The sequence below is a fragment of the Micromonospora pisi genome (genome assembly GCF_003633685.1).
Taxonomy (GTDB): Bacteria; Actinomycetota; Actinomycetes; order Mycobacteriales; family Micromonosporaceae; genus Micromonospora_G; species Micromonospora_G pisi.
The window spans coordinates 57629-77990 of record NZ_RBKT01000001.1 but is presented as its reverse complement, the minus strand read 5'-3'; the positions used below and the strand labels follow the sequence as shown (position 1 = coordinate 77990).

The following is a 20362-nucleotide window of genomic DNA, read 5'->3' as shown; positions in this document are numbered from 1 at the left end:
CCGGTGACCGGCCGATCCCGATCAACTCAACCATGCTGCCCCGGTACGCCGGGCCGGAAACCCACACCCGTGTCGCCGGTCGTGTCGATCCGCCGCCGCTGCCGTACGCACGCGTCGAGGAGTGCGTACAGGTCGCGTACGGCGGGGCTGTCGCCGGCGGTGGCGCTCTCCGCCGCGTCGGCGAGGTCGGCTTCGCCCAGTTCGCCCAGCGGGCGTGGGATCAGGTCGGCGTAACCGGCTCGGAGCGGGTGGACCTCGACGGTGTCGTCACGGTCGAGGTCCGGCCGCAGGCGCCGGGTCACCACCAGTTCGCGCTGGTCGGGTCCCTCAGCCAGTGCGGTCACCCGGTTGAGGTCGGCCAGGGAGTTCACCGGTGCGCCGCTGAGGCGCAGTGTGCCGCCGTCGCGAAACCGGAGTGTCCCGCCGTCCACCGGTTTCGGACCATGCTGGACCGTCGCGACCCGCCGCTGCGAGACGATGCCGGCCGGCCACATCGACCCCCAGGTCGCCTCGGGGGCGGCGCCCTCGTAGGTCAGGCTGTCCCCGCGCAGCCGCCAGCTGCCCAGGGTGTCCCAGCAGATCGCGCCCCGGACGTCCCGCCACGGCCGGCCGAGCTGGGCCACCAACCGGTCCGGGCCGGCGAAGACGACCTGGCCGACGAGCGTACGCCGGCCGGGCGGGGTGACCCGGGCGATGATCGCGCCGGCCCGCTCGTCGAGGACGACCAGCGTCCGTCCGCCGAGCGCGAGCCGGCCGCCACCGGGCTCGCTGGCGAGCGTCCAGGGGTTGACCTCGCGTGCGCCGAGACCGAGGTCGGTGCCGAGCCCGACCCGCCGCAGGGTGGCGCCGCGCGGGGAGCCGAACATCAGCGCGTGGTTGTGGGTGACGCCGACGAACCCCTCCCGGGCGTGCAGCAGCCGGCCCAGTTCGACACCGCGGCCGAACACTTCCGTAGCGCCGTCGGCGCACCGCACCAGCCGGGTCCCGCCCATGAACTCCTCGATCCGCACCACGATCGCGTCGCCGAGGTGCAGCAGGTCGGTCACCCACGGCCCGTCGATCTCGTACGTCCAACGGGGGTCCGGCGAGTCGGCCCGGGCGCCCATCGGAGTGGGCAGCACGTACTCGTGGACGATGTTCGGTGCCTCGACGTCGGCCATGGTGGCCACCGCGAGCCGGCGCTCGCCGGGGGCGAGCGCGGCGGAGAGCACGATGTCGTCGAAGGCCAGCCGGACCGGTACGGTCGGGGTCAGCCGGCCGAGGATGGCGCGGAGCCGCTCCGGGTCGGCTCTGCTCAGCTGGTCGAAGAGTGTCTGGTCGGGGCCGTCCGGGCGCCAGCCCTCGAAGCGGCGTACGGCGGTGGCCGCCTCGATCAGCGGAAGGTCACGTACCAGCCGCCACAGTTCGGCCGGGTCGGACATCTCGGCGAGCCGCCCGAGCAGCTCGGACCGTCCGGCGCTGGTTGCCGGCATCGGCGGCCGGTCACCCTCGCGCAGCCGATCCCAGGCGTCGCGCAGCGCCCGTACCTCGCCGGCGAATGATCGTCCGCCCCGCCCGACGTTGAGGTTGTCCAGGTAGGGCAGGGTGGTACGGCGGCCCTGCCGGTCGTAGACCACCGCCTGCTCGCTGGCCCCCATGCCGGAGTACTGCGCGCCGGGGAGCTGCTCGATCCTGATGTCCTGGATGTCGGACCACTGGATGTGACGGCTGCGCCACAGCATGGTGGTCCGGAGCTGCTTCTCGTCGGCGCTGGTGCTGGAGCGCATCGCCCACAGGGCCAGTGTGACGAGCACGGCGCCCGCGATCCCGACCGTCACCCGGATCGCCGGATGGATGTCGTCGAGGGAGGCGAACGCGGCGATCAGCACCCCGACCGAGGGCACGGTCGCGACCGCGACCAGCACGAACATTCGATCCGAGATCCGGTACGGGCCAAAGCGTTCGTGGTAGGTCACCGCTACCCCCTACTGCTCGCGCCAGGGCGGCTGCCATACGCCGATGCCGTCATCGCGTCCGTGAACATATCAACGAACACCAAATTGTTCGTGCCCGTCCCGGTATCGCGGGATGGGTGCCACCCGGTCAGCGGCTCGGGGTGCCACTGTCGACCGGCTCGGTCGACCGGGTACGCGCCCGACGCGTGCGCATCAACCGGAGTCCGACCGGTACGAGCAGCGCCAGCACCCCGGCGGCGAAGAGGGTGCCCGAGATCGGGCGGGTGACGAAGCCGGTGGGGTCACCGTCGAAGATGCGCATCGACTGGCGGATCGCGGTCTCCAGGAGACTGCCGAGGACAAAGGCCAGCACCAGCGGTCCGGGTTCGAAGCCGGTCTTCTTCATCAGGTAACCGACGACCCCGAAGAAGATCACCAGCAGCATGTCGAAGACGCTGTTGTTGACCGTGTAGACGCCGAGCATCGTCACCATCACCACGATCGGCGCGAGGATGGTGTCGCGTACGGTGACCAGCCGGACGAAGACCCCCACCAGGGGCACGCTGAGGATCAGCAGGAAGATGTTGCCGACGTACATCGAGTCGACGACGCCCCAGAAGACCTCGGGGTTCTCGTTGATCAGGCGCGGGCCGGGCGCGATGCCCTGCAGCAGCAGCGCTCCGAAGATCAGCGCCATCACCGGGTTGGTCGGGATACCCAGTGTGAGCAACGGAATGAACGAAGAGGTCGCGGCGGCGTTGTTCGCGGTCTCCGGGGCGGCGACCCCCTCGATGGCGCCCCGCCCGAACCGTTCCGGCTGGCGGCTGCGCCGTTTCTCCAGCGTGTACGCCGCCATGGAGGAGAGCACCCCGCCGCCGCCGGGCAGCAGCCCGATGAAGAACCCGACGACGGAACCTCGGCCGATCGCCCCGCGCGACTGCCGCCACTCGTCCCGGGACGGCCAGACGTTGCTGACCTTCGGCTTCGGCAGCCGGTTCCGGGCGCGGTGCTCAAGGTGGTAGAGGATCTCGCCGAGCCCGAACAGCCCCATCGCGAGGGCGATGAAGTCGACGCCGTCGGCGAGGTTGATGCTGCCGAACGTGAACCGGGGCGAGGCGTAGAGCGGGTCCGGCCCGACGGCGGCCAGCAGCAGTCCGAGTGCGGCAGCGGTCAGGCTCTTCGCGGTGGAGACCGTGCCGAGGCTGGCGACGAGCAGGATGCCCATGGCGGCGAGTACGGCGTTCTCCGGCGGTCCGAAGCCGAGGGAGAGGCTGGCCAGCAGCGGGGCGACCAGGGTCAGCCCGACGATGCTGACCGTGCCGCCGATGAACGACCCGATCGCGGCGATGCCGAGCGCCGACCCGGCCCGGCCCTGGCGGGCCATCTGGTAGCCGTCGATGGTCGTGATCACGGTGGCCGCCTCGCCGGGCAACCGCAGCAGTACGGAGGTGATCGTCCCGCCGTACATGGCGCCGTAGTAGATCCCGGCGAGCAGGATGATCGCACCCTCGGCCGGGATCTCGTAGGTGATCGGGAGCAGGAGTGCGATCGTCGCCACCGGACCGAGGCCGGGCAGGACGCCGATGACCATTCCGATCACGACGCCCGCGAGGACGTAGAGCAGGTTCACCGGGGTGAACACCACCCCGAAGCCGGAGAGCGCGGGCTCGAGGAAGTCCACTCAGAAGGCCAATCTCGGTAGCGGGACGCCGAGCAGCGTGATGAAGAGCAGGTAGAGGGTGGCGGTGGTGACGACGCTGACCACGATGGTGGTGAGCCAAGGCTCCCGGCCGAGCACCTTCAACCACAACCCCATGATCAGCAGTGTCGGTATCTCAAACCCGATCCGGCTGATCAGCAGGACGAAGACGACCAGGCTGGCGATGCCGACGGCGATGCCGACAGCGCCCCGGCTGAACTGTTCGGCCTCCTGCCGGCGGCGTTCGAAGACCAGCGACCATCCGCCGGCCGCGATCAGGAGCAGGCTGGCCAGCGCGGGCCAGAGTCCCGGCCCGGCCTCGGTCGGCGTGCCCAGGCCGAGCGAGACCGCGTAGGCGAGAGCCGCCGCGCCCAGCGCGACCGGTACCACGCTGGCGACGAGTTGGCCGAGCGGTCCGGCTGGCGGTATCTCCGTCTCGGCGAGGTCGACGGCGTCCGGACTGTTGCCGGGGGTGGGGGTGGCTGCCTCCTCGTGGTCGAGGCGGCTCATTTCGGTTGCAGCCCGAACCGGTCGATCAGCACCTGGTACCGGTCGAAGTCGCCCTTGATCTTGCTGGCGACCTCGGTGCCGGCGACTTCGAACCGGTCGATGTAGTTCTTCTTCAGGAACTCGTCGTACTCCGGGGCCTTGACCGCCTCCCGGAACGCCTCCTGAAGGGTGGTCACCGCCCGGTCCGGGATCGACTTCGGTCCGGCGATGAAACGGGCCTGGTCGACCACGAGGTCGAAGCCCTTCTCCGTGGCCGTGGGGAGCTCCGGCAGGGACGGGCTGCGCTGCTGGCTGAACAGACCGAGCCAGCGCAGCTCACCGGACTGCACCAGCCGCATCGACTCGGCCGGTTGTGAGGCGCCGATGTCGACCTGCTTGCCGAGTACGGCGGTGACGGCCGGACCGCCGCCGCCGAACGGTACGTCGGCGGCGTTGATCCCGGCGAGCTTGTAGAACGCCGTCTGGGCGAAGTACGCCCCGGTGCCCACCCCGGAGTGCCCGTACGTGATGCGCCGGCCGCTGCCCCTGAGCGCGATGACGTCGTCGAGTGTCTTGAACGGAGAGTCCCGGTGGGCGACGAGGACGATGTTCTCCACGGTCAGCCCGATCACCACCCGAAGGTCGTCGAGCGGCACGGTGTCGGCGTTCTTCACGAGCTGTGGGGTGAGGGTGAACAGGGAACTGGGCGGGAAGCCGACCTTGTAACCGTCCGCCGTGGCGGCGGCGACCTCCTTGGTGCCGACCGCGGCGGCGGCGCCGTCGCGGTTGACGATCACCATGGAGTGACCGAGTGGTTTCTCGATCGCCTTGCCGAGGGTGCGGGCGATCAGGTCGGTGCTGCCGCCCGGTGCGAAGGGGACGATCAGCTCCACCGCGCGTTGCGGGTAGTCCGCTCCGCCGTCGTCACCACCGTTGCTGGTCCGTACGCCGCAGCCGGCGAGGAACGCCGCCAGGCCGAGGCCCGTACCGAGCCCCAGTGCGGCCCGCCTGTCGATGCCATCCGTCAGACCCGAGTTGGTCACTGATCCTCCCCGTTGATCCAGGCCAGCCCCTGGGCGTACGCATGGGAATCTTGATACCTGTCGATCTAAGGGCTGTCAACCAACTCGCCGACATGGGAATAATCTGGACAGGTCACCGAGGCTGGAAGTTCAGGGCTCAGGGCTGACAGCTCGACGCTCGGGTCGACCGCCGGCCGGCCCGCTCAGCCGAGCGGATGGACGATGTCCCGGGCATGGTCGACGACCGCCGCGCCGACCACGGTCGCCTCGAGCGGCAGCATCTCCAGGCAGCGTCGTACGGCCGCCGCCATCAACACGTTGGGCACCCGCATCGAGAGCGTGCAGTGCGGCACCCATCGTCCCGGCTGGTACTGCTCGGCCAGGGAAACCCCGCCCCGGGTCAGCCGGGCGTGCACCTCGGCCTGGTGACCGAGCAGCTCGGCGGTCGGGGTCGGCCCGAGCCACAGCACCCGCCCGACGAACTGCCCGGCGTGCTGGAACGACATCCGCAGCGGTGCCGCCACCACCATCCCGGCCAGCGCCTCGGCCACCCGGTCCGGGTCGAGGCGCGGGGCGACCACCAGCGAGACGTGCGGACGGTGACGCTGCCCCAGGAGTGAACGCATGCTCTGCACACCCTCGGACTCCAGGGCGTCCCAGAGGGTACGGATCCGCCGGGTGGCGTCCGGGTCCAGATAAAGTTCGAGCGCCGCGACCACCGGATCACGATAGTGGGCCGGGCCGGTGGGATCAGGGGCGGTGCGCGGTCGCCCGCCGCGAGTGCGCCCACCCGCCGCCGGCGTGCTCCGCCGCTTCCTCGATCCGTCGCTGCTCGTCCAGTTCGGCCTCCAGCGCCTCCAACGCGTTGCGCAACTCCCGCAGCCGCTCGCCGATCAGCCGCGAACCCTCGCCGGGGGCCGGCGGCGCCGCCGGCACGGCGGTGGTGTCGGTGGGGACTGGCAGGGGAGCGGTCGGCGTCGGCGAATCGCCCGGGTGCTCCGCCAGGTGTGCGTCCTCCAGTGCCTTCAGCACGATGCCGATCAGCAGGTTGGTCAGCAGGAACGACGCCACCACGATGTACGAGGTGAAGTAGAGCACGCTCCAGTCGGAGACCAGCCGGCCCGCTTCGAGAGCGTCGGTGATGCCGTCCAACGACAGCAGCAGGAAGAGCGTCAACATCGCCTGCCCCACGGTGCCGTACTTCTCCGGGTAGGCGTCGCCGAGGGTCATCCAGCCGACCATCGCGTAGAGGTAGATGGTCAACGTGGCGATCAGCAGAAAGCTGCCCAGTCCGGGGAGGCTGCGCAACACGCCGCCGAGGATGATCCGGAGGCTGGGGAAGAGCCGTACCGCCCGTACCACCCGGGCCAGTCGCAGCAACCGCAGCAGGGTGACCTTCTCCCGTACGCCGGGCAGCAGGGGAGCGGCGATGATCAGCAGGTCGAAGATGTTCCAGCCGTCGCGGAAGAAGTCCCGGGGCGCGGTGAGGTGGGAGCCGAACCGTAGCGCGAGTTCGATCGTGAAGCAGGCCAGGCACGCGTACTCGGCGGCCAGCAGGGCCAGCCCGGCCCGCTCGACCGCCTGGTCGTACGTCTCCATCCCCAGGATGACCGCGTTCACGATGATCACACCGAACGAGACGGCGTTGAACCACTCGGCACCGATCACACGCCCACACCAGCTCGCCACCCGCATCCTGACGGTGGCCGATACCTCGTTCACCCCGAGCACTCTCCCCTATGGATCAACCGTTCGCGGGGCAGCCTACGGGCGTATGGTCCGGCGGCGGCGGGGTGGTTGGCGGCTCGGCGGTCGGCCGGCAGGGCGCCGTCACCGGTCCGCCGGAGGCGACCGGACCGGTGTGGACACCGACCGCGCCACCGGGTTCGATGGAGGCATGGTCGACGTGGTGGTCGTCGGCGCCGGGGTGATCGGGCTGACCTGTGCGATGCGGCTACAGCGGGCCGGCGCCCGGGTAGCCGTGGTGACGGCGCAGGAGAGCGGCCGAACCGTCTCCCGGATCGCCGCCGCGGTCTGGTATCCGACGCGTACCGACGCCGACCCCCGGGTCCTGGAGTGGTCGCACCGCACCTTTGTGGAGTTCGCCGAGCAGGCCGGGCGGGCGGTGCCGGGGGTGGTGATGCGGCCGACCCGGATGTTGCTGCGCGGTGCGGCCGAGCCGCGACCGTGGTGGTCGCCGGCCGTACCGGACTTCCGTGCGGTGGCCCCGACCGACGTACCGCCCGGAGTGACCGGCGAGTGGCGGTTCACCGTACCGACGGTGGAGATGGGACCGTACCTCGACTGGCTGGTCGAGCAGGTCGTCGCCGCCGGCGCGCCGATGCTGCGGCGGCGGGTGGCCCGCCTCGCCGACGTCGCCGACCTGGCGCCCGTGGTCGTCAACGCCACCGGGTTGGCCTCGGGCACGCTCGCCGCCGACCCGGCGGTGCACCCGGCCCGCGGGCAGATCGTCCTGGTGGAGAACCCGGGGCTGGTCACCTCGGTACGCGACGAGCAGAACCCGGCCGGGATCACGTACGTTCACCCGCGCGCCAGCGACGTGGTGCTCGGTGGCACCTTCGAGCGCGATGCCTGGGACACCGGCGTCGACGATGCCGCCGGTCGGGCGATCCTCGACCGGAGCGTCGCGCTGGTGCCGGAGCTGGCCGGCGCCCGGGTGACCGGGCAACGGGTCGGGTTGCGCCCGGCGCGGCACGGTGGGGCGCGGGTGGCGGTCGACCCGGTCGGGCTGCCCGGCGGTCGACGGCTGGTGCACAGTTACGGACACGGCGGTGCCGGGGTGACCCTCTCCTGGGGTTGTGCCGACGAGGTGGTCAGGCTGTGCGGGTGGCCGGTGGCGGGGTAGCGTCGCGCCCGCCCGAGGTCAACCAGCCGTGGTCCAGGTCCAGGGCACTGTCGGAGACGACGTACTCCGCTTCCACCTCGGCTACCTCGTGCCCCGCGCCGCGTAGGGCAGCGATCAGGTTGTCGAGCCGGGCCCGCGCGGTCGGTTGTCCCACCCCGTGACAGCGTTGGGTGACGAACCTTTCCTCGCTGCCGTCGGTCCGGTGTCTGCGCGCGTTGCGGGACAGCCGGGCGTGGTGCGGCAGCACCAGTTCGGTCACTGCCGCCAGGCGTTCGCCCCCGGCATCGGGGAGCAGCAGTTTGACGTGGTGCTCGAAGTAGCGCTCGGGTGGGTCGGCGGCGGCCTCGCTGTCGGTCTGCGGCACGCCCCGGCTCCACGGGGTGGCCTCGATCTTCACCCGACGTACGTGCAGATCCGCCGCGCGCAGGTCACGAACCCACCGCCGGGCCAGTTCGGCCTGCGCCTCCCGGCCGCCCCGGCCGGACAGGGTGAGCATCGGTTGCGTGGGGGAGAGGGCCTGGTCGAGCACGATGTGGCTGTACTTGAGTCCGTGTTGCTCGGCGAAGGTGGCGGTCCGGTCGGCTGCGGCTGCCTCGACCGTGAGGTGGATCTCGAAGTCACCGGAAACGTCGATCACAGGCAGACCGTCTCACGGGCGTCGACGCGGGGCGATCCAGGGTTGCCTCAGGCCGGTCCCCGCAGGGGCGCGGCGAGCGTGGCGAACCGTTCGGCCCGGTTCGCCTCGTCCGCCAGTCCGAGGATCGGGCCCAGCGCTGCCGCCCAGCCGTGGCAGAAGAGCCGCCAGCCGTCGTACGTCGTCACCCCGGCGGCGGCCGCCTGCCGTAGCAGGGCCAGGTCCCCCCGGTAGTTCAGGTCCCAGACCACGACTCCGGGCGGAAAGGACGGGGCCGGCGACAGCGGGCTGCCCGGGCGGTCCTTGCCGAGACCGGTGGCGTTGATGACGAGCGTGCCCGCCGGGGCGTCCCGGACCAGGTGGTCCCAGGTGCCGTCGCCGTGGTGCACCTCGAGGCGTACCCGCCGGGCGGTGGCCCGTGGACCCAGTACCGAGCGGAGGTGCCGGCCCGCGTCCGGGCGGGGGTCGGTGAAGACCAGCCGCTCCGGCGGCACTGTGCGAGTGAGCATGTGACTACCGAGTGCAATGGCGGTTCCGCCCGATCCCAGGCAGAGCAGGTTCGTGCCGTCGGGCCAGATCTCGTCGACCACCCGACCGACCGAGATCGGGTCGCGGGCGAAGCCGGTCAGCCGGCCCTGTTCCCGCCGTACCGCGTTGATCTCGCCACATTCCGCGGCCAGTGGATCGAGTTGGTCGACGAGGTCGCCGGCCGCGTGCAGCAGCGTCACCTTGTGTGAGGTGATCACCGCGCCGACCACCCCATCGTCGGCGATGAGTTCCGACATCAGCGAGCGGTACGCCTCCACCGGGGCGGTTAGCGGCAGGTCGCGACCGACCAGCCGCAGGTCAAGGCCGAGGTCGGCCATCCAGAGCGGAAAGGCCTCGTGGATCAAGGAGTGTCCGGTGGATACGCCGACGAACCACAGCGTCGAAAGCACTGGTCAAGTATGCCGTCGATCTCCCTGATCATGGCCCGTCGCCCCTGCTGGTGGGCGGGTTAACCCCGCGTATCCGATTCGTGACAAGGGTGAGAAATTGAATGTTGCGAAACATGCTCGTCTCCAATAGGTTGCTTCCCGCAACAAACGCATGAGCTGTTGACAACTCCCCGCGGAGGCAACGATGACGTTGGTGACGTGGCGCGCCCCCCTTGTGGTGGCCGCGCGCGGACGCCTCCGGCGACCGGGACAAGGCCGCCTGGCGGCTCCGGCCACCGTGCGACCACACCCGTTCGAGAACGCGACCCTGGAGCCGCTGCGATGAGCGCCGCTCCGGTCCTGCTGGAAATGCGTTCGATCACCAAGGAGTTCCCCGGCGTCAAGGCGCTCGAGGACGTGAACCTGGCCGTCCGCGCCGGTGAGATCCACGCGATCTGCGGTGAGAACGGTGCCGGCAAGTCCACCCTGATGAAGGTGCTCAGCGGGGTCTACCCGTACGGCACCTACACCGGCGACATCGTCTACCGGGACGAGGAGTGCCGCTTCTCCAACATCCGGGCAAGCGAGCAGGCCGGCATCGTGATCATCCACCAGGAACTCGCGCTGATCCCCGGTATGTCGATCACCGAGAACCTGTTCCTCGGCAACGAGCCGGGGCGGGGCGGCGTGATCGACTGGAAGGCCGCCAACCGCCAGGCGATCGAGCTGATGGCGCGGGTCGGCCTCCAGGAGGACCCGGACACCCTGGTCAAGGACATCGGTGTCGGCAAGCAGCAGCTCATCGAGATCGCGAAGGCGTTCGCGAAGGACGTGAAGCTGCTCATCCTCGACGAGCCCACCGCCGCCCTCAACGAGGACGACTCCCAGCACCTGCTGGACCTGCTGCGGGGCTTCCGGGAGCGTGGCATCACCTCGATCATCATCTCGCACAAGCTCAACGAGATCGCACAGATCGCGGACTCCATCACCATCCTGCGTGACGGCCGAACCATCGAAACCCTCGACGTCAAGGCGGACGGGGTCGACGAGGACCGGATCGTACGGGGCATGGTCGGCAGGGAACTGCACAGCCGTTTCCCGGACCACACCCCCTCGATCGGCGAGGTCTTCTTCGAGGTCCGCGACTGGACCGTACGACACCCGATCTCGGCGGAGCGCCTCGTCTGCAAGGGCTCCAACTTCAACGTCCGGCGGGGCGAGATCGTCGGGTTCGCCGGCCTGATGGGCGCCGGCCGTACCGAGCTCGCGATGAGCGTCTTCGGCCGCTCCTACGGCGTGTACCTCTCCGGTCAGATCTTCAAGGACGGTGAGGAGATCGTCCTGAAGTCGGTGTCGGACGCGATCGACCACGGGCTGGCGTACGTCAGCGAGGACCGCAAGTCGATCGGCCTGAACCTGCTCGACGACATCAAGACCTCCATGGTCTCCGCCAAGCTCTCCAAGATCGCCCGGCGCGGGGTGCTCGACCGCGTACGGGAGTACCGCGCGGCCGAGGGGTACCGCACCAGCCTGCGGGTCAAGACCCCGACCGTCGACGAGGGAGTCACCAAGCTCTCCGGTGGCAACCAGCAGAAGGTGGTCCTGGCGAAGTGGATGTTCACCGACCCTGACCTGCTCATCCTCGATGAACCGACCCGGGGCATCGACGTGGGCGCCAAGTACGAGATTTACGGAATCATCCAGCGGCTCGCGGATCAGGGGAAGGGCGTTGTCGTCATCTCCTCTGAACTGCCCGAGCTGATCGGCCTGTGTGACCGCATCTACACGGTGTTCGAAGGAACCATCACCGGCAACATCGAGAAGCGGGACGCGGACCCGGAGACCCTGTTGAAGCAGATGACCTCAGCGAAGAAGACGCAGACGCCATGAGTCGAATCAAAGACCTTCGGAAGTCCCTGTTCGGAGGGACGACCTCCAACGCCCGACAGTTCGGGATGATCTTCACGCTGGTGGCGATCGTCCTGCTGTTCCAAATCCTGACCAACGGCCTCACGCTGAACTCCGCCAACATGATCTCGCTGGTGAGTCAGTACTCCTACATCCTCATCCTGGCGATCGGGATGCTGATGGTGATCGTCGCCGGTCACATCGATCTCTCCGTGGGCTCGATCGCCGCGTTCGTCGGCATCGTGGTCGCGAAGGTGATGCAGGAATACTCCGTACCGTGGTTCGTGGCGATCCTGATCGGCCTCGTGGTCGGCGCCCTGATCGGAGCCTGGCAGGGCTTCTGGGTCGCCTACGTCGGCGTGCCGGCCTTCATCGTCACCCTGGCGGGCATGATGCTGTTCCGGGGCGGCAACCAGTACATCGGCAACGCCGACACCACCCCCGTACCGCAGGACTTCAAGTTCATCGGCGCCGGATTCCTGCCCGAGGTGGGGCCCGACACCGGATACAACAACCTGACCCTGCTGCTCGGGCTGGCGGCCTGCGTCGCCGTGGTGATCCGGGAATGGCGGCTCCGCGCCACCCGGCGTGAGATGGCGGCCGACGTCGCTCCCATGTGGATCTCGGCGCTCCGGGTCGTCATCCTGCTCGCCGTGATCATCTTCGCCACGATGCGGTTCGCCGGTGGCCGGATCGGGACCAGCTTCCCGATCTCCGGCATCATCCTCGCGGTGCTGGTGCTGATCTACTCCTTCATCACCCGCAACACCGCCGGCGGCCGGCACATCTACGCCGTCGGTGGCAACGCCCGCGCGGCCGAGCTGTCCGGTGTCCGGCTTCGCCGGGTCAACTTCTTCGTCATGATGAACATGTCGATCCTGGCGGCCATCGCCGGCATGATCTTCGTTGCGCGTTCCGCCGCCTCCGGGCCGCAGGACGGACTCGGCTGGGAACTCGACGCGATCGCCGCGGTCTTCATCGGCGGCGCGGCCGTCTCCGGCGGACTGGGCACCATCAGCGGCTCCATCGTCGGTGGCCTGGTGATGGCCGTGCTCAACAACGGCCTCCAGCTCGTCGGCGTCGGGTCCGACCGGGTCCAGATCATCAAGGGTCTGGTGCTGCTGCTGGCAGTCGCGCTCGACGTCTGGAACAAGAACCAGGGGCGGCCCTCGATCAGCGGGATCTTCATGCGGCAATTCCGCCGGGAAGCGTCCCTCGTACCCGCGGCCGCGACCGATTCGGGCACCGAGCCCACCAAGACTCCGGTGGCCGGCTGACGGTCACCGCCATCGGGGCAGAATCCATCCGCCCCGATCTACTCCAAAGAAGGGCTACTATGCGCAAGTTCCTCGCCAAGGGTGTCGCGGTTGGCGCCGTCGCCCTGTTGGCGCTTACCGCCTGCTCCTCGCGTTCCGACTCGGACAGCAGCGGCTCGACCGGCTCCGACAAGGGCTTCGCGGCCGACGCGCTGATCGGCGTGGCGCTGCCGGCGAAGACCTCGGAGAACTGGGTCCTCGCGGGTGACCTGTTCACCAACGGGCTCAAGGAAGCCGGGTTCCAGGCCGACGTACAGTACGCCGCCGCCTCGGGCACCGTCGCCGACCAGCAGTCGCAGATCTCGGCGATGGTCACCAAGGGAGCCAAGGTGATCGTGATCGGCGCGACCGACGCAGCCCAGCTCTCCACCCAGGTGGAGCAGGCCAAGCAGGCCGGCGCAGCCGTGATCGCGTACGACCGCCTGATCACGAACAGCAAGGACGTGGACTACTACGTCGCGTACGACAACTTCAAGGTCGGCCAGCTCCAGGGTGAAGCCCTGCTCAAGGGCATGAAGGAGAAGAAGCCGAACGGCCCGTACACGATCGAGCTCTTCGCCGGCTCGTCCGACGACAACAACTCCGGGGTGTTCTTCAACGGCGCGATGGACGTGCTGAAGAAGGAGATCGACGCGGGCAACGTCATCGTCGGCTCCGGCCAGACCGACATCAAGCAGGTCGCCACCGACGGCTGGAAGGCCGAGAACGCCCAGCGCCGGATGGACACGCTGCTCAACGGCAGCTACACCAACGGCAAGACGCTGGACGGCGTGCTCTCGCCGAACGACACCCTGGCCCGCGCGATCATCACCTCGGTGAAGGGCGCAGGCAAGCCGCTGCCGGTCGTCACCGGACAGGACTCCGAGGTCGAGTCGGTCAAGTCCATCATGGCCGGTGAGCAGTACTCGACCATCAACAAGGACACTCGCACCCTGGTCAAGCAGACCATCCAGATGGTCAAGGACCTGCAGGGTGGCAAGGAGCCCGAGGTCAACGACACCAAGTCGTACAACAACGGGGTCAAGGTCGTCCCGTCGTTCCTGCTGCCGCCGGTCATCGTGACCAAGACCAACGCGGCCGAGGCCTACGCCAACGACCCGAAGCTCTCCCCGCTCACCAAGTAACACCGTCGCACGACGCGAAGAACACCCGACAGGGTCCCCGGAGTTCCTTCACCGGGGACCCTGTCGCGTTCCGGGCGCCGCCTACCGGCCACCGGCCCGGGCCGCCTAAGGTCAGCCTGCAGACCAGATGACAGGAGAAGCATGACCACGCTCGCCGATCAGACCATCGCCACCCTGCGCTCCGGCCACGACGAACTCGCCGCTTTCGTCCGCGACCTCGGCCCGGACGACTTGGTCCGGCCCTCCGGGGCCAGCGAATGGCAGATTTCCCAGGTGCTCAGCCACCTGGGCAGTGGCGCCGAGATCAACCTGGCGTCGCTGACCGCCGCGCTCGCCGGCGGCCCCACTCCCGACGGTGACTTCAACCGCCAGGTCTGGGCCCGCTGGGACGCGATGTCCCCGGCCGAGCACGCCAGCGGATTCCTCGACGCCAACCAGCGGCTCGTCGAGGCGTACGAGGCGCTGGACTCCGCCACCCGGGCGGAACTCCGTATCGACCTCGGCTTCCTGCCCCAACCGGTCGACGTCGCCACCGCCGCCCGGTTCCGGCTCAGCGAGTTCACCCTGCACCACTGGGACGTCGAGGTCGGCTTCAATCAGTACGCGACGCTGGCGCCCGAGGCCGTCGAGATCCTGCTCGACCAGGTCGCCGGCATGCTCGCCTGGACCGGTCGGCCGGACGCGCTCGGCGGTCGGCAGGCGACCCTTGCGCTGCACCTGCGCAAGCCCGACCGCTCGTACGGACTGCGGCTGGGGGAGCGGATCGAGCTGACCGAGGTGCCGGAGCAGCCGGACGGCGAACTGGTCCTCCCGGCCGAGGCGTGGCTGCGGCTGGCCGTCGGACGGCTCACGCCCCGCTACACGCCGGAGGACGTACGGGTGACCGGGCCGCTGAGCCTGGACGACCTGCGCGCGGTCTTCCCCGGCTTCTGAGGCGTGCCGGTGGGGCGGCGGAACCGACCGCCGCCCCACCCGCACCGCGGCTCACCGGGCCCGCTCGACCTCCACCCGGGTGTCGTGGAACGTCGGGCCGCCGCCGAGATCGGTGTCGCGTACCGCCGTCACCGCGTTGACGTTCGTGCCACCGGGACTGAGTCGCGCCCAGTACGCCTTGTACGTGAACGCGAGGCCGGGCCGGGTCGCGTCGTCGGCGGTGACCGCCGCGAGGAACGAGCCACGGTCGTTGTGCACCCGTACCTCGTCGCCCTCGGTCAGCCCCCGGGCCGCCACGTCGTCCGGGTGCAGGTGCACCCGGGGCGGGCCCATCCGCCCGCTGTGCCAGGGCAACGAGGCGAAGGTCGAGTTCATCAAGAACCTGCCGGCCGGGGCGATGAGCACCAGCGGGAAACGCGCCGCCAACTCCGCGTCGGCGGCCTCGACCGGCGGCGTGTAGCCGACCAGCGGGTCCACCCCGCTGCTCGCCAGTTCCGGGTCGAGCAGCCGGGCGCGCCCGTCCGGTGTGGGGAAACCACCGGTGGCGTAGGGGGCCGAGCCGACGTCGACACCGGTCGAGCGCACGTACGTCCGCTCCCGTAACTGTTCGAAGGTGACCGGGGCGTCGCGCAGCAACTGCCGCGCCAGGTCCTCGTCGGTGTCCCGCAGCCGGGGATGGTCGATTCCCATCGCGGCGGCGATCCGGCGGAAGATCTCGGTGTTCGGCAGGGCCTCGCCGGGCGCCCTGGTGACCGGCAGGTTCAACGTCGTGTAGTGGTGACCGTAGGACGAGTGCAGGTCGAGGTGCTCGGGCTGCATCGTCGCCGGCAGCACCACGTCGGCGTAGTCGCAGGTGTCCGTCCAGCGTTGTTCGAGGACGGTCGTGAACAGGTCGTCCCGGCGCAGGCCCGCGTGCAGGCGGGTCTGGTCGGGGGCGGTGGCGGCCGGGTTGGTGTTGAACACGACCAGCGCAGTGATCGGCGGGTCCGCCTCGCCGGCCAGGACGGCTGCGAGCCGGCTCATGTTTACCGACCGCGCCGGTGGGGTCGGCAGGTCGTCGGGCCGGACCACCGGGTCGCGGTGCACCGGGTGATGTCCCGACGTCATGCAGAGCGCCCCACCGCCGGGGTAGCGGAAGTCGCCGGTGACCAACGGCAACGCGCAGATCGCCCGGATGGCCTGGCCGGCACCGTGGTGGCGCTGCGCGCCCAGCCCGACCCGGATGGCGGTCGGGCGGGTCCGCGCGATCCGGTCTCCCAGGCGGCGTACCACCGCGACGTCCAGTCCACACTCGGCCGCGGCCCGCTCCACCGGCCACCGCGCCAGCCGGGCCGCCAACTCCGGCCAGCCGACGGTGTACGCCTCGAGCCACGCCTCGTCCACCGCACCGGCGTCGAGCAGGTGGCGCATCAGCCCCAGCGCCAGGGCGGCGTCGGTACCGGGCAGCGGTGCGAGGTGCTCGTCGGCGCGCGCCGCCGTGTCGGTACGCAACGGGTCGATGGCGACGACGTACGCCCCCCGCCGCCGCGCCTCCTCCACGAAGGGCCAGTGGTGCAGGTTCGTCGAGAGCAGGTTGGCGCCCCAGAGGACGACCAACCGCGCCTCGACGATCGACTCCGGTTCGAAGCCGACCGAGCCCCCGTAGATCGAGCGCAGGGCGGCGCTGGCGGCGGCGGTGCAGATCGTGGTCTGCAACCTGGAGGCGCCCAGGTGCGCGAAGAGCCTCGGTCCCATCGTCCAGCCCTGTACGTGCCCCATGGTGCCGGCGAAGTAGTACGGCAGGATCCCCTCGGGGCCGTCCCGGTCGATCGTGGCCCGAAGCCCCGACGCGACCCAGGCGATCGCCTCGTCCCAGGTCGCCGGCCGGAACGAGCCCGGCCCCACCCCCTTCGGGCCGACCCGCACCAGCGGGGTGGTCAGCCGGTCGGGGCCGTTGACGGCGTCCAGATAGCGGTTGACCTTGCCGCACAACACGCCCCGGGTGAACGGATGGTCGCGGTCGCCGCGGATCTGCACCGCCCGGCCGTCCTCGACCGTCAGTTGCCAGGTGCAGGTGTCCGGGCAGTCCAGCGGACAGGCCCCGAGGTGGGTGGTACGGGGCATGGGGGGACGCTCCGATCTGTGAACCCTGGGTGCTCGTTTCAGCGCACGAGCAGTTCGAGTAGCCGCTCCAGTTCGTCGGCGGGCTCCTCGGTCAAGCCGGTGTGCACCGGGCCGGCCTGGATCACCGTGCTGCGCGGGGCGGTGAGCCACCGGAACCGTTCACCCAGCCGCATCCGTGCCGCCGGCCCGCCGTCGGGTCCGCCGGCGCAGGTCGTGTCCCAGCCGCGCAGTGCGGCGGCGACCGCCTCGACGTCGACGCCAGGGTCGAGGCAGCGCAACCGTTCGGTGTCGAGATGGATCCGGGCCGCGAGAAAGTCGCGGGCCTGGCAGTAGAGGACCACCCCGACGTTGATCTGTTCGCCGCGTTCGATCCGGGGTACGGCGCGCACGGCCGCGTACTCGAAGGGCTTCCTGTTCATGCGGCGACCCCCTGGGGGAGCCAGGAACGGGTGCCGGCGACCCGGGCGGCGAGGTGGTCGACGTACGCCACGCGGGTGGCCTCGGGGGACGCGAAATCCGGCCCCTCCAGCCACTCGTCGGGTACCAGGGCGAGCACCTCGGTGAGCAGGTCGGTGGTGACGCGCGAGGCGGATTCGGCGTCCGCTTCGGCCAACTGGGTGGCGAAGGGTGCCAGCACGTGGTCGTCGGCCCGGAACGGACGCTGTACGGCTGCCCCGGCCCGGGGCCAGTTGTGGTGGAAGTAGATCGCCGCGCCGTGGTCGATCAGCCAGAGCTTCCGGTGCCAGAGCAGCAGGTTGGGGTTGCGCCAACTTCGGTCGACGTTTTCCAGGTACGCGTCCAACCAGAGCACCCGCGAGGCGAGTTCCGGTTCCACCGGATGCGCCACCGGGTCGAAGCCGAGCGCGCCGGGTAGGAAGTCCAGACCGAGGTTGGCGCCACCGCTGGCGGCAAGCAGTTCCTGTACCTCCTGGTCGGGCTCGGCGCGGGCGATGACCGGGTCGATGTCGATCACCACCAGTCGGGGTACGGGCAGGTCGAGCCGGCAGGCAAGTTCACCCGCGACCACCTCGGCGACCAGCGACTTCGGCCCCTGGCCCGCGCCCCGGAACTTCACCACGTACGTCCCGAGGTCGTCCGCCTCGACCACGCCCGGCAACGACCCACCCTCGCGCAGCGGGGTGACGTATCGGGTCCCGACGACGTGGCGCAGCATGCCGACCAGCCTAGCTTCGCCGGAGGCGCCGGCCCTCGGCCGGATCCCCCGCAGGTCCCGCCCGATGGCCCGGCTCGATGCCGGGCTTTGTTCCCACCACCGATCCGGCGATGCGGCTACGGCTGCCGGCGGCGGACGGCTGACCCGTACCCGGGTTGTCGTCTGGGCCGCCGCCGGCAACCGTCGGGTCTGTTCAGGAACCCGTCGGGGTCTGCGCGGCGAGGAGTTCCCGGACGCGGGGGATGACCTCGGTGCCGTACAGCTCGATCGCCGTCATCATCCGTTCGTGGGGCAGGGTGCCGCTGGAGTACTTCAGGTCGAAACGTTGGACACCGAGCGCGCTCACCGTCGCCGCGATCTTGCGGGCCACCGTCTCGGGTGAGCCCACGTGCATCGCGCCGTCCCTGATGTCGTCCTCGAACCGCTCCCGGGTCATCGGCGCCCAGCCCCGTTCCCCGCCGATCCGGTTGAACATCGCCCGCGCGTGCGGCCACAGCACGTCGGCGGCCTCCTCGTCGGTTCGGGCGATGAAGCCGGGCGAGTGCACGGCGACCGGAAGCCGCTCCTTGCCGAACTCGGCGAGGGCGCGGTGGTACAGATCCACGTACGGGGCGAACCGGCTCGGGTGCCCACCGATGATCGCCAGCACCAGCGGGAAGCCGTAGCGGGCGGCGCGGACCACGGATTCGGGGCTGCCGCCGACGCCGACCCAGGTACGCAGCCGGCCGGATTCGGTCTTCGGGTAGACGTGCTGCTTCTCCAGCGCGGGACGTACGCTTCCCTGCCAGGTCACCGGCCCCTCGGTGAGCAGGTGCGACATCAGGTCGGCCTTTTCCGCGAAGAGACGGTCGTAGTCGGCGAGGTCGTAGCCGAACAGCGGGAACGACTCGGTGAAGGAGCCTCGACCGAGGGTGATCTCGGCGCGTCCCCGTGACAGCGCGTCGAGCGTGGCGAAGCGCTCGAAGACGCGCACCGGGTCGTCGGAGCTGAGCACGGTGACCGCGGTGCCGAGACGGATGCGTTCCGTACGGCTCGCGATGGCGGCCAGGACGATCTCGGGAGCCGAGACGGCGAAGTCGTCGCGGTGATGTTCGCCGAGTCCGAAGGCGTCGACGCCGAGCCGGTCGGCGAGCACCGCCTGCTCCACCACGTTCCGGATGACCTGTGCGTACGGGACGCGGTCACCGTCGGCGTCAGCGGTGACGTCGCCGAAGGTGTCCAAGCCAAACTCCACGGCCGTCGCCATGATCTTCTCCTCCGTCGGTGCCGGGCACACCTGCGTGTTCCGGCTGCTTCCGGCGGTGTAAACCGTGCCACCGACGGTCCCATTCCCACCATGCCGGTCCTCATACCGGTGACGCCGCCTCCGTTCCGCCCGGCCGGACACCGTTTCACCCGGAGCCGGCCCGGTCGGGTCGGTGGCGGCGGTGCCGGCGTCCGGGTCAGCCGAAACCCGCACCGGCCAGATGGGCCCTCCGGTAGCGTGAGGAGTTTGCCCGGCGGTTATCGGGCGTGTGTGGCCAGCAGCGCGGCGATGCCGTCGAGGGTGCGCTCCAGGCCGAATTCGAACAGGGTGTCCATGGTGAGGTCGACATCGGGCCGGGCGGTGACGCGGGCGAGGATCGGGAACGAGCCGGCGCGCAGCGCGGCGGCCCCACTGGGCCCGGCACAACAACTCGAGCTGCGCGCGCCAGCCGGCCGGCCGTATACGCGTACGAGTTCGCCGACCGACTCGCGCCGCTCTTCATCTTCCGGTCGCCGATCTGATCGGTGCGAACGACCGGAAACGGTCTGACGAACGAGATCCATGGTCCGTGAGACGGAACCTCTAGGACGGTGGCGGTGCCGCCCCGGCCGGGGTGTCGCCCTCGGGCGCCGTCACCGGTCGAGGTGTTCCCGGCGGGGGCACGGCCAGGACCGTACCGGTGTCGAGGGTCGACGCCTGGTGCGACCGGTAGGTCAGCCAGAGGCCGACAAGCGTGGCGACCGCGGCCGCGACGCTGGCGAGCTGGTCGGCCAGGTCCGGGCCGAGCGCCGCTATCCCGACCACCAGCACGAGTACGGTGAGCCCCGCCAGCGCCACCGTGCGCAGCCACCGGCTGACAACGGCGTCACCCCACCTGCGCAGCGCGGTTCCGAACAGGAACTCCGCCACGATGATGCCGGCCATCACCAGGATCGGTGCCTGCCAGGGTTCGACCCTCATCCTCTGCCACCCTTCAATACGCACCGACCGGACCTCG

General features: G+C 70.1%; 19 protein-coding genes. 5 read left to right on the top strand and 14 right to left on the bottom strand.

From position 1 onward, the window contains the following. Window positions 1–26 precede the first annotated feature (26 nt). From BDK92_RS00385 to BDK92_RS00360, 6 genes are all read right to left on the bottom strand, one after another. Complete coding sequence (locus BDK92_RS00385; RefSeq protein WP_121153526.1) at window positions 27–1955, bottom strand: hypothetical protein; 1929 nt, start codon at window positions 1953–1955, stop codon at window positions 27–29. Window positions 1956–2082: 127 nt separating this feature from the next. Beyond that, window positions 2083–3615: a tripartite tricarboxylate transporter permease gene (locus BDK92_RS00380; RefSeq protein ID WP_121153524.1), complete on the bottom strand. Its 1533-nt coding sequence runs from the start codon at window positions 3613–3615 to the stop codon at window positions 2083–2085. Further along, window positions 3616–4143, bottom strand: a complete 528-nt coding sequence (locus BDK92_RS00375) for a tripartite tricarboxylate transporter TctB family protein (protein ID WP_121153522.1) — start codon at window positions 4141–4143, stop codon at window positions 3616–3618. After that, window positions 4140–5165, bottom strand: a complete 1026-nt coding sequence (locus BDK92_RS00370) for a Bug family tripartite tricarboxylate transporter substrate binding protein (protein WP_170208438.1) — start codon at window positions 5163–5165, stop codon at window positions 4140–4142. The genes BDK92_RS00375 and BDK92_RS00370 overlap by 4 nt, the downstream gene beginning before the upstream one ends. Window positions 5166–5347: 182 nt before the next feature. Then, window positions 5348–5863 carry a 2'-5' RNA ligase family protein gene (locus BDK92_RS00365; RefSeq protein WP_121153519.1) on the bottom strand — a complete coding sequence of 172 codons (516 nt, stop codon included), beginning with the start codon at window positions 5861–5863 and terminating at the stop codon, window positions 5348–5350. A 31-nt stretch (window positions 5864–5894) separates the two neighbouring features. Then, entirely contained in the window at window positions 5895–6866 is a 972-nt protein-coding gene (locus BDK92_RS00360; protein WP_246016684.1) for an ion transporter, read from the bottom strand. A 139-nt stretch (window positions 6867–7005) separates the two neighbouring features. On the opposite strand from BDK92_RS00360, the gene BDK92_RS00355 reads away from it, so the two are divergent. After that, window positions 7006–8010 carry an FAD-dependent oxidoreductase gene (locus BDK92_RS00355; protein WP_246016683.1) on the top strand — a complete coding sequence of 335 codons (1005 nt, stop codon included), beginning with the start codon at window positions 7006–7008 and terminating at the stop codon, window positions 8008–8010. On the opposite strand, the gene BDK92_RS00350 is transcribed toward BDK92_RS00355, so the two are convergent. Together BDK92_RS00350 and BDK92_RS00345 are read right to left on the bottom strand one after the other, a co-directional pair. Then, window positions 7979–8647, bottom strand: a complete 669-nt coding sequence (locus tag BDK92_RS00350) for a hypothetical protein (RefSeq protein ID WP_211348971.1) — start codon at window positions 8645–8647, stop codon at window positions 7979–7981. The genes BDK92_RS00355 and BDK92_RS00350 overlap by 32 nt on opposite strands. Before the next feature lie 47 nt (window positions 8648–8694). After that, window positions 8695–9582 (bottom strand): shikimate dehydrogenase family protein, encoded by an 888-nt coding sequence (locus BDK92_RS00345; RefSeq protein WP_121153517.1) that lies wholly within the window; start codon window positions 9580–9582, stop codon window positions 8695–8697. Window positions 9583–9903: 321 nt separating this feature from the next. Between BDK92_RS00345 and mmsA the strand changes: the two genes are divergently transcribed. The 4 genes from mmsA (at window position 9904) to BDK92_RS00325 (ending at window position 14842) form a co-directional block, all read left to right on the top strand. Next, a complete protein-coding gene (gene mmsA / locus BDK92_RS00340) occupies window positions 9904–11451 on the top strand; it encodes a multiple monosaccharide ABC transporter ATP-binding protein (RefSeq protein ID WP_121153515.1) in 1548 nt (515 codons plus the stop codon). Beyond that, window positions 11448–12746 carry a multiple monosaccharide ABC transporter permease gene (mmsB, locus tag BDK92_RS00335; RefSeq protein WP_121153513.1) on the top strand — a complete coding sequence of 433 codons (1299 nt, stop codon included), beginning with the start codon at window positions 11448–11450 and terminating at the stop codon, window positions 12744–12746. The genes mmsA and mmsB overlap by 4 nt, the downstream gene beginning before the upstream one ends. A 59-nt stretch (window positions 12747–12805) precedes the next feature. Then, on the top strand, window positions 12806–13909 hold the full coding sequence (locus tag BDK92_RS00330) for a substrate-binding domain-containing protein (protein WP_121153511.1): 1104 nt from the start codon (window positions 12806–12808) through the stop codon (window positions 13907–13909). 141 nt (window positions 13910–14050) lie between these two features. Beyond that, window positions 14051–14842: a maleylpyruvate isomerase family mycothiol-dependent enzyme gene (locus tag BDK92_RS00325; RefSeq protein WP_121153509.1), complete on the top strand. Its 792-nt coding sequence runs from the start codon at window positions 14051–14053 to the stop codon at window positions 14840–14842. A gap of 51 nt (window positions 14843–14893) precedes the next feature. On the opposite strand, the gene BDK92_RS00320 is transcribed toward BDK92_RS00325, so the two are convergent. The 6 genes from BDK92_RS00320 to BDK92_RS00295 all read right to left on the bottom strand — a co-directional run bounded on the left by BDK92_RS00320 (window position 14894) and on the right by BDK92_RS00295 (window position 20325). Further along, window positions 14894–16945: a molybdopterin-containing oxidoreductase family protein gene (locus BDK92_RS00320; RefSeq protein WP_121153507.1), complete on the bottom strand. Its 2052-nt coding sequence runs from the start codon at window positions 16943–16945 to the stop codon at window positions 14894–14896. Between the two features lie 38 nt (window positions 16946–16983). Further along, on the bottom strand, window positions 16984–17364 hold the full coding sequence (locus BDK92_RS00315; RefSeq protein WP_121153505.1) for a DUF3037 domain-containing protein: 381 nt from the start codon (window positions 17362–17364) through the stop codon (window positions 16984–16986). After that, complete coding sequence (locus tag BDK92_RS00310) at window positions 17361–18119, bottom strand: HipA family kinase (protein WP_121153503.1); 759 nt, start codon at window positions 18117–18119, stop codon at window positions 17361–17363. The genes BDK92_RS00315 and BDK92_RS00310 overlap by 4 nt, the downstream gene beginning before the upstream one ends. Window positions 18120–18312: 193 nt before the next feature. Then, window positions 18313–19365, bottom strand: a complete 1053-nt coding sequence (locus tag BDK92_RS00305; protein WP_121161402.1) for an LLM class flavin-dependent oxidoreductase — start codon at window positions 19363–19365, stop codon at window positions 18313–18315. 257 nt (window positions 19366–19622) lie between these two features. Further along, a complete protein-coding gene (locus tag BDK92_RS00300; protein WP_121153501.1) occupies window positions 19623–19928 on the bottom strand; it encodes a hypothetical protein in 306 nt (101 codons plus the stop codon). A 19-nt stretch (window positions 19929–19947) separates the two neighbouring features. Continuing rightward, window positions 19948–20325 (bottom strand): hypothetical protein, encoded by a 378-nt coding sequence (locus BDK92_RS00295; RefSeq protein WP_121153499.1) that lies wholly within the window; start codon window positions 20323–20325, stop codon window positions 19948–19950. Window positions 20326–20362: the final 37 nt, after the last annotated feature.

What these genes read in the sequence shown, in the direction of transcription:
- BDK92_RS00330 (WP_121153511.1), top strand. Translation starts at nt 12,806, where the DNA reads ATGCGCAAGTTCCTCGCCAAGGGTGTCGCGGTTGGCGCCGTCGCCCTG.
- BDK92_RS00300 (WP_121153501.1), bottom strand. Translation starts at nt 19,928, where the DNA reads ATGGATCTCGTTCGTCAGACCGTTTCCGGTCGTTCGCACCGATCAGAT.
- BDK92_RS00325 (WP_121153509.1), top strand. Translation starts at nt 14,051, where the DNA reads ATGACCACGCTCGCCGATCAGACCATCGCCACCCTGCGCTCCGGCCAC.
- BDK92_RS00305 (WP_121161402.1), bottom strand. Translation starts at nt 19,365, where the DNA reads ATGGCGACGGCCGTGGAGTTTGGCTTGGACACCTTCGGCGACGTCACC.
- BDK92_RS00310 (WP_121153503.1), bottom strand. Translation starts at nt 18,119, where the DNA reads ATGCTGCGCCACGTCGTCGGGACCCGATACGTCACCCCGCTGCGCGAG.
- mmsB (WP_121153513.1), top strand. Translation starts at nt 11,448, where the DNA reads ATGAGTCGAATCAAAGACCTTCGGAAGTCCCTGTTCGGAGGGACGACC.
- BDK92_RS00320 (WP_121153507.1), bottom strand. Translation starts at nt 16,945, where the DNA reads ATGCCCCGTACCACCCACCTCGGGGCCTGTCCGCTGGACTGCCCGGAC.
- BDK92_RS00375 (WP_121153522.1), bottom strand. Translation starts at nt 4,143, where the DNA reads ATGAGCCGCCTCGACCACGAGGAGGCAGCCACCCCCACCCCCGGCAAC.
- BDK92_RS00295 (WP_121153499.1), bottom strand. Translation starts at nt 20,325, where the DNA reads ATGAGGGTCGAACCCTGGCAGGCACCGATCCTGGTGATGGCCGGCATC.
- BDK92_RS00315 (WP_121153505.1), bottom strand. Translation starts at nt 17,364, where the DNA reads ATGAACAGGAAGCCCTTCGAGTACGCGGCCGTGCGCGCCGTACCCCGG.
- mmsA (WP_121153515.1), top strand. Translation starts at nt 9,904, where the DNA reads ATGAGCGCCGCTCCGGTCCTGCTGGAAATGCGTTCGATCACCAAGGAG.